The organism is Chloroflexota bacterium, assembly GCA_014360825.1.
Taxonomy (GTDB): Bacteria; Chloroflexota; Anaerolineae; order UBA2200; family JACIWT01; genus JACIWT01.
This window is the reverse complement of the sequence record JACIWT010000022.1, coordinates 25,935-33,442: the sequence shown is the minus strand read 5'-3', so window position 1 is coordinate 33,442 and position 7,508 is coordinate 25,935. Positions and strand designations below refer to the sequence as shown.

At 62.6% G+C, this 7,508-nt stretch carries 8 protein-coding genes; all 8 read left to right on the top strand.

The features are described from left to right. Window positions 1-222 precede the first annotated feature (222 nt). Window positions 223-426, top strand: a complete 204-nt coding sequence (locus tag H5T64_11610; GenBank protein ID MBC7264984.1) for a type II toxin-antitoxin system HicB family antitoxin — start codon at window positions 223-225, stop codon at window positions 424-426. Further along, a complete protein-coding gene (locus H5T64_11605) occupies window positions 423-650 on the top strand; it encodes a type II toxin-antitoxin system HicA family toxin (protein ID MBC7264983.1) in 228 nt (75 codons plus the stop codon). The genes H5T64_11610 and H5T64_11605 overlap by 4 nt, the downstream gene beginning before the upstream one ends. Before the next feature lie 385 nt (window positions 651-1,035). Further along, a complete protein-coding gene (locus tag H5T64_11600; GenBank protein MBC7264982.1) occupies window positions 1,036-1,257 on the top strand; it encodes a hypothetical protein in 222 nt (73 codons plus the stop codon). A 2-nt stretch (window positions 1,258-1,259) separates the two neighbouring features. Beyond that, window positions 1,260-2,450 carry an alanyl-tRNA editing protein gene (locus H5T64_11595; GenBank protein MBC7264981.1) on the top strand — a complete coding sequence of 397 codons (1,191 nt, stop codon included), beginning with the start codon at window positions 1,260-1,262 and terminating at the stop codon, window positions 2,448-2,450. Window positions 2,451-2,486: 36 nt separating this feature from the next. Continuing rightward, the gene (locus H5T64_11590; GenBank protein MBC7264980.1) at window positions 2,487-3,350 is read left to right on the top strand and encodes an MBL fold metallo-hydrolase; all 864 of its coding nucleotides are present in this window, start codon (window positions 2,487-2,489) and stop codon (window positions 3,348-3,350) included. A gap of 13 nt (window positions 3,351-3,363) precedes the next feature. Further along, the gene (locus H5T64_11585) at window positions 3,364-4,329 is read left to right on the top strand and encodes a MoxR family ATPase (protein MBC7264979.1); all 966 of its coding nucleotides are present in this window, start codon (window positions 3,364-3,366) and stop codon (window positions 4,327-4,329) included. 481 nt (window positions 4,330-4,810) lie between these two features. Further along, window positions 4,811-4,996, top strand: coding sequence for a hypothetical protein (locus tag H5T64_11580; protein MBC7264978.1), 186 nt, complete (start codon window positions 4,811-4,813; stop codon window positions 4,994-4,996). Window positions 4,997-5,128: 132 nt separating this feature from the next. After that, window positions 5,129-7,318 (top strand): response regulator, encoded by a 2,190-nt coding sequence (locus tag H5T64_11575; protein MBC7264977.1) that lies wholly within the window; start codon window positions 5,129-5,131, stop codon window positions 7,316-7,318. Window positions 7,319-7,508 lie beyond the last annotated feature (190 nt).

Here is a 7,508-nt window from a genome sequence, read left to right as displayed (position 1 = left end):
TACATCGCCCGCCCACGAGGGCATTCACTGTAGGGGCGGGCCTCGTGCCCGCCCAGTAGGGCACCCACATGGGTCGCCCCTACATCGCCCGCCCACGAGGGCATTCATTGTAGTGGGCGGGCCTCGTGCCCGCCCAGTAGGGCGCCCACAAGGGTCGCCCCTACATCGGCCATATTGCATTCGTCGGCTCAGGAGACATGATCGTTTAAGGAGAAAAAGGCGATGAAAGTCAAGGTAGTATTGGAAGCCAGTGATGAGGGCGGGTACACTGTCTACGTCCCTTCACTTCCCGGCTGTATCAGCGAAGGTGAGACAATCGATGAAGCGCTGGCGAATATCCGAGAGGCAATAGAACTTTATCTTGAGCCAGTAGAGGATGACTGGATTGTCGAGGAGGGCGTGTTGGTGCGGGAGTTGGTGTTGTGAGCAAGCTTCCAAGCCTGCCTTACACCAAAATCATCCGCACCTTGCAAAGAGACGGGTGGACAGTTGTGCGCCAGCGTGGTAGCCACATTAGGCTGCAGAAGCGGGTCGGAGACGAGGTGCTGAAGCTGACCATCCCTGCCCATCGCCCTGTGAAACGTTCCACTCTCGCCCATATCCTGAAGCAAGCCCGTCTGGATGTTGAGCGATTTCTTCAATTATTATGAGAAGTAGGGGCGGGCCTTGGCCCGCCCGTAGGGGCAGACATTGTGCCCGCCCGTAGGGGCGGGCCTTGTGCCCGCCCAGTAGGGCACCCACATGGGTCGCCCCTACATCGCCCGCCCACGAGGGCATTCATTGTAGTGGGCGGGCCTCGTGCCCGCCCACGAGGGCACCCACAAGGGGTGCCCCTACATCGCCCGCCTACAAGGGCATTCACCGTAGGGGCGGGCCTCGTGCCCGCCCACGAGGGCACCCACAAGGGGTGCCCCTACATCGCCCGCCCACGAGGACATTCACCGTAGGGGCGGGCCTTGTGCCCGCCCAGTAGGGCACCCACAAGGGGTGCCCCTACATCGGCCTGTCGGGGGATCACAGACGAGGACCAGAAACATGAAACCAAAGGATAAGAACCGCTTACTCATCACCGGGACGATCATCGGCGCGCTGGCGGGGGCAGTAATCGCGCTGGTGTACCACCACCTCACTGCCGAGCCGCCCGCAGAGGGCGAGGCCACCCCAGAGGCCCGCCCACTGAAAGCGCGCCAGATAGCCGGCCTGGGGATGACCGTCCTGCGCTTGATTCAACAACTGAGCCGGCTGGCCTGGGAATAGCCGTGACCGAGCGCCTGTATTACGACGACCCTTACTTGGTCGAATTCACCGCCCGCATCCTGCGCCGCCTCCAGGTCGGCTCCCAGCCCGGCGTAATCCTCGACCGCACCGCCTTTTACCCTAACGCCGGGGGTCAACTGCCCGACCGCGGGACGCTCAACGGCGTGCCCGTGCTCGACGTGCAGGAGATAGAAGGCGACATCGTGCACATCCTGGCCAGCCCACTGGAGGGCGATGAGGCGAAGGGCCACGTGGACCATGACGTGCGCTTCGACCACATGCAGCAGCACACCGGCCAGCACATCCTCTCCACTGCTTTCCTGGACCTCCTCGGAGCCGAGACAGTCTCCTTCCACATGGGTGAGGAAATCTCCACCATTGACCTGAACCGACCCGACCTCTCGCCCGAAGAGGTGCGCCGCGTGGAGGAGGCTGCCAACGCCGTGGTCTTCGCCGACCGTCCGGTAACCGCTCGTATTATGTCAATGGAAGAGGCGATGACGCTGGGACTGCGCAAACCCCCGGCAGTCAGCGGCGCGGTGCGCGTGGTGGAGGTAGAGGGCACCGACCGCTCGGCTTGTGGGGGCACCCACTGTCGGCGCAGCGGCGAGGTCGGCCCCATCGTGATCCGCAAATGGGAGCGGCGGGGCAACGAGTCGCGGGTGGAATTCCTGTGCGGCTGGCGGGCACTGCGCGACTACCAGTGGAAGAACGCCACCATCAACGCCCTGGCCAATGCCTTCAGCGTCGCCGACCGCGAACTGGCCGACGCCATCGCCCGCCTGAGCGCCGAGGCGAAGGAGAACCGCCGTGCCGTGGAGGAATTGCGCCAGCGTCTCTTGGACTACGAGGCGGCAGAATGGCTGGCCCGCGCCGAGAGCGCCGGAAATTGGCGGGTGGTGTGTGCCGCCTTCGAGGACAAGAGCGCCGAGGAGATCAAGCACCTGGCGCTACGGCTGTGTCAGACGCCTGGCCTGGTGGCGCTCCTGGCAACCCGTGGCGAGAAAGCCCAACTGGTGTTCGCCCGAGCAGAGGATGTGCCCCTGGACGTTGGCGCGCTCCTCCGAGAGACTTGTCAGCGGTTCGGTGGCCGGGGCGGAGGGCGGCCGCATATCGCCCAGGGCGGCGGCTTCCCGGCGGAGCGGTTAGAGGAGGCCCTGGCTTTCGCCAGGAAACATTTGCATTCACAGTAGGACAAGTTGACAACTTGTCCTACTAAGGGGGTCATCATGCGTGAAATTGCCGATGGCGTTTATGTGGAAACCGCATATCACGGCGCGAACGTCAGTTTCGTTTACACCGACGAGGGTGCGGTGCTCATTGACACCCCAATGCAGCCCCGCGAGGCCTGGGACTGGCTGGGGGAAGTGGCCAGCCGCTCCAATTCCCGTTTGGCCTACCTGATTAACACCGATTACCACATTGACCACGTCCTGGGCAATTGCTTCTACCGCGCTATCACCATCGCCCACGAACTCACCTGGCGGGAGTTGAGGAACTACGATGAGGCATACCTCCAGCGCCAACTGGGCTATTTCCGAGAGCGCTACGTGGGCTGGGAGACCGACCTGCACAAAATCCGCATCGTCCTCCCCGAGGTGACTGTGGGCGAATCCCTCACCGTTTACAAGGGCGGCCGGGAGTTTCAGATCGTGCACGTCGGCGGACACACGCCAGCCACGATCGCCGTTTATATGCCCCAAGAGCGCGTTCTCTTCAGCGGTGACCTGGTCGTATCCGGCCAACATCCCTTCCTGGGCCACGCGAACACCGAGCAGTGGCTTGCGGCCCTGGAGCGCATCCGCAACACTATGCCAGTGGACATCATCGTGCCCGGCCACGGGGAACCCTGCGGCCCCGAGGCCATCGAGGAAATGCACGCTTACATCGCCGCCATGCGCGAGCGAGTGTACGAACACTTCCAGGCTGGCGCCACGCGGCGCGAGACCGTGGATCACGTGAAAATGCGCGACTTCTACCATATCCCAGAGGGCGAACGGAAGGCGGTGGAACTGCGCATCCGCAGCAGTGTCGAGCGCGTGTACGACGAGTACAAGAAAGCGGCGGAGAAAAAGAAACGGGCCAAACTCTAAAGGAGACCAATTGATGAAAAGCATACAGGCCATTGCCGAGAAAGTGGTCGGCAATGTGGAACAAGTGATTATCGGCAAGCACGACGTGGTAACACTGGCCTTCATGGGCCTCCTCTGCCAGGGGCATCTGCTGATCGAGGACGTGCCCGGCCTGGGCAAGACCATGCTGGCCAAAGCCATCGCCAAATCCATTGGCTGCACCTTCAAGCGCATCCAGTTCACGCCGGACCTCCTGCCCAGCGACGTGACCGGGGTGTCGATCTACAACCAGAAGACGATGGAGTTCGAGTTCCGCCCTGGTCCGGTGATGGCCCAGATCGTACTCGCCGATGAGATCAACCGCGCCACGCCCAAGACCCAGTCCGCCCTGCTCGAGGCGATGGAAGAGCGCCAGGTTACCGTGGACGGCGTTACCTATCCCATGCCCCGGCCCTTTTTGGTGATGGCCACCCAGAACCCCATTGAGTACGAAGGTACCTTCCCCCTGCCCGAAGCACAACTCGACCGCTTCCTCATGCGCATTCACCTGGGGCACCCCGCTCCCGAGGATGAGATCGCCATCCTGGACTCGCAACAGTACCAACACCCCATCCACCGCATCGCCAAGGTGGTGGAGGTGGACGATCTCCTCTGGGCGCAGGAAGAGATCAAGAAGGTGCACTTAGACAGCCTGGTGAAGGAATATATTGTGGCGTTAGTGAACGCCACCCGTACGCACCCCGACGTGTACTTAGGAGCCAGTCCGCGCGGCTCGCTGGGCCTCTATCGTCTCGGGCAGGCCCGGGCGGCCATCGAGGGCCGTGACTATGTGATCCCCGACGATATCAAGGCCGTGGCCGAGGCGGTCCTGGCCCACCGCCTGATCATCTCACCATCGGCTCGCATCAAAGACGTGGACGCACGAGCGGTGGTGGACGAGTTGCTGCATTCTGTGCCCGTGCCCGGCACCCGTGTGCGCGTCGAACGCAAGAAAAGGTGACCCCCCAACCCCGCCCGCCCTGGGGATAACATCGTAGGGGCAGGCCTCGTGCCTGCCCGATAGGGCACCCGCGAGGGTCGCCTCAACGTAGCAACCGTGGGGCGGGTTTCCATACCCCCCGTGCCAGCCCCAGATTGCTTTTTGTCCCCGCCGGGGGCGCCCTTGGAGTAGGACAAGTTGGCAACTTGTCCTACGGGCGGCTATGGAAAGCCGCCCGACGATCCATGGAAGGTCTCTGTAGCAATCCGCCTATCCGCTATGCCGCAGACTATCCGTTGATAGCCCCGCCGGAGGATGAATCGCCCGTGTGCGACGGGTACGGCTGCTGGGTCTCGCCGTCGAATAAAATTCGACGGCTACTATTGGAAAGTCCCTGCGGGACTCTTCTGTCGGCGGGGGCGGGTTTCCATACCCGCCCCGGGGGCTGCCACGAGGGTTGCCCCTACGGGCGATTGAAATCGTCCGCCTGGTGGCACCTGGGGTGTCCGCCGTCCGCCTGCGCGGACGGACGTTGGCGTCCCCGCAGGGGGACGCCCGGCTGAAAGCCCCTGAAGCCGCGACCTTGGTCGCCGGCTGCCCGACGGAGCGGGCAGGGGGTGAGGTTGTAGGGGCAGGCATAAAGCCTGCCCTGGGGCGACCCGGCGGCTCGCCCACTGTAGTTCGATAGTCCCTCACCGTGCACACAGAAATTGACACTACGCAGCGCTTGTAGTACAATTGGCTTGCAGTACGCTGTGTGGCCGGGGTCGTAGAGACAAGAACAAACCCGCCCCACCTAAGCCGCCCCGGAGGTCCGATCATGCCAGACAACAACTTCGCTGGAGACCCCCGCCTCGATCCCTTCGGCGCTCCCTCCGTCCTGTGGCGAATCATCTGGCTCCTGGCAGCCCTATCCTTTGTCTTGCTCCTGCTCTTCCACTCCCACCTGACTTCCCACCTGAACAGCGCGGTCCACGTGGTAACCAACATGCAGAGCATCCGTGAGCAAAGCCTGCGCGCCAGCCTGGAGATGTTCGCCACGCAACTCAAAGATCAGACCAGGGATTACGCCATCTGGGACCAGATGTTTGATTATGTAAACAACCATGACCCCCAGTGGGCTGAGGATAACCTAACGTGGCTGGAGACAGACCAGAGGATCGAGGGAGTCGCCGTGTTGGACATTGCCGGTAGGCCCATCTTTCAATCCGGCAGTTTCGTTATCTGGGATATCCCTCTCCAAGCGCGGGTGTTCCAGACCGCCCAGGAGCGCCTGCGAGACCAAATTCAAATGTCCACCTATGTGGCTGCGGATGAGGGACTCTACTGGCTATCGGCGTGCCGGATCGCCCTCGATAGTGCTCCCGAGGAGCCGTACAATGGGTATCTGCTGCTGGCCGACGCCTTGGATGGGGAAAAGAAAGCCCTGATCGAGAAACTCGCTGGGGTGAAAGAGATACACGTAGTGATGGGTTCCCCAGCGGAACCAGAGGATCCTCGCGACCTTGAGGCAGCCAGAGACGGCCTCTTGAGCGAGGTGCCTATCCCAGAATGCATCGGTGCTGAGGATGTGAGGCTCCGATTCACCATCCCGATGCCATTTCTGGACCCCTGGCTGAAAGAGGCATCCGTTTCCATCACCATAGTGGCGTTTGGCGTGTTCCTGGTAATCGGTCTGAGTGTCCTGGCGCTATACCTATGGGTCCTCCAGCCTCTCCGCCGACTCAACCGGGCCATCGCCCGGTTCGGCGAGTCCGGCCAGTGGGTCGCCCCCTCGCTGCAGTTTCGCGAATTCACCTCCTTGGCGCGCACGATTGGGGAGAGCCTGGATCGCCGCCGGCAGGCCGAGGAAGAGCGAGCCCGGCTGTTAGAGGAACTCCACCGCGCCCAGAGATTGGAGACCATCGGTACCCTGGCTAGCAGCCTGGCCCACGAGTTCAACAATATCCTCAGCGGCATCCTCGGCCACATCTCCCTGCTGAAAGCCCAACATTCCCCTGGTGACAGGCACTATCCGGAATTAGAACTGATAGACCAGGCTGCCCAAAAGGCCGTCGGGTTGACGGGCCAACTGCTCGCCCTGGCCCGGCGCGGCAAGTTAGATTTCCAGGCGGTTGACCTCAACGATTGCGTCCGGGCGGTGCTCCGCTTCCTGGAACCATCCATAGACAAGCGGATCCAGGTGCGGACACAATTGCAGCCCACCGTGGCCACCATCCGGGGCGACCGAAACCTGATCGAGCAGGTTTTGATCAACTTGTTCCTCAACGCCCGAGATGCTATGCCAGAGGGTGGGGAACTGCGCCTCGAGACCCGGGAGGTGGTGCTGGATCAGGCTTTTTGCGAGAGCCATGCTGGGGTCACGCCGGGGCCATACGTTTGCCTCTCCGTCGCCGATACCGGCGTAGGAATGGATGACGAAACCCTGGCCCATGTCTTTGAACCTTTCTTCACCACCAAGGAATCGGGGCACGGCACTGGCCTGGGGTTGTACATCGCCCACGCCATCGTCCAGAACCATGGCGGCTTCATAGACGTCCGCAGCAAAGTGGGAGAGGGCACCGTATTCGACATCTGTTTTCCGGCCAGTCCCCGCAGCGCCCCGACAAGCAGCCCAGCCGTTGTCCAGGAACAGAGAGGCGGCACCATTCTGGTGATGGACGATGAGGAACTGGTCCGCGCCACGCTGGAGAGAATGCTCGGCTATCTCGGCTATCGAGTCCTCCTGGCCAAAGACGGACGTGAAGGGATCGAGGTCTTCGCCCAACACCGGGACGAGATTGACCTGGTGCTCATAGACATGAACATGCCTACGGGAGGCGGCCAGGCTTTCCGCGAGTTGAGGCGGCTCCGGCCCGACGTGAGAGTGCTCCTGATCTCTGGGTTCGCCCGAGACAAAGCGGTCCAGGAACTTCTGGATGAAGGGGCGTTGGGTTTCATCGCCAAGCCCTTCACCCTCGAGGATTTGTCGCGGCGGGTGCAGGAGGCACTCGCCGCAACCCCACGGTAGGGGCGGGCCTCGTGCCTGCCCAGTAGGGGCACCCACAAGGGGTGCCCCTACGTTGCCCGCCAATGTGCAATCACCGTAGGGCCAGGCCTCGTGCCCGCCCAGCAGGGCACCCACAAGGGGTGCCCCTACGTTGCCCGCCGAGGTCGAGCGGACCCGCATTCGTGGGGGCGGGGTTTCCATACCCGCCCCC

Bases quoted from the DNA above. Each gene is read 5' to 3' on its own strand.
- H5T64_11610 (MBC7264984.1), top strand. From the start codon at position 223: ATGAAAGTCAAGGTAGTATTGGAAGCCAGTGATGAGGGCGGGTACACT.
- H5T64_11600 (MBC7264982.1), top strand. From the start codon at position 1,036: ATGAAACCAAAGGATAAGAACCGCTTACTCATCACCGGGACGATCATC.
- H5T64_11590 (MBC7264980.1), top strand. From the start codon at position 2,487: ATGCGTGAAATTGCCGATGGCGTTTATGTGGAAACCGCATATCACGGC.
- H5T64_11585 (MBC7264979.1), top strand. From the start codon at position 3,364: ATGAAAAGCATACAGGCCATTGCCGAGAAAGTGGTCGGCAATGTGGAA.
- H5T64_11575 (MBC7264977.1), top strand. From the start codon at position 5,129: ATGCCAGACAACAACTTCGCTGGAGACCCCCGCCTCGATCCCTTCGGC.